Raw genomic sequence first — 550 nt, 5'->3', positions numbered from 1 at the left:
GGCGTCGTCGGCGGAGCCCGCCTCCGGCGCGGTCGACGAGGCACCGGATCCGGCCGCCCCGTCCTCCGCCGCCCCGCAGCCCGGCCCGCTGTCGGTCCCAGCGGAGGCGACCGCCCCCGCCGGCGCCCGGTACGTGAACGCGATGGAGTCGGAGACGGGGTGCCCGTCCGCGGAGACCACGCGCCACGTGACCCGGTACTCGCCGGATCCGCCGAGCGCGACGGGCACGGAGACCACGCGCCCGGCGTTCACGGCGCACCCGGTCTCGAATCGGGTGCCGGCGCCGTCGGGGCCGGTCACCTGCACGACGGAGGAGCCGCCCGAGGCGGGGGCCGAGCCGTCGGATGCGTCCGCACCGGCGCCGAGGTCGAGGATCACGTCGCTGAAGGTCAGCGCGACCTCCGTCGGCGGCACGTCCACGGTCGAGCCGGCGGCGGGCGAGCTCGACACCAGGTAGTCGTGCGCCGAGGCCGGCGGCGCGCCGTCCGGTCCGGTCCCCTGCGCGAGCCCCGCGACCGCCAGCGCGGCCGTCGCGAGAGCGGCGCCGGCG

General features: G+C 79.3%; 1 protein-coding gene. It reads right to left on the bottom strand.

Features of this window, described 5'->3' with window-relative positions:
• A partial coding sequence (locus Q6969_RS16210) for a copper resistance protein CopC (protein ID WP_317231353.1) occupies window positions 1-550 on the bottom strand: 550 nt, incomplete at both ends.

Source organism: Clavibacter sp. MX14-G9D, from assembly GCF_032917815.1.
Taxonomy (GTDB): Bacteria; Actinomycetota; Actinomycetes; order Actinomycetales; family Microbacteriaceae; genus Clavibacter; species Clavibacter michiganensis_K.
This window is presented reverse-complemented; position numbering and strand designations above follow the sequence as displayed.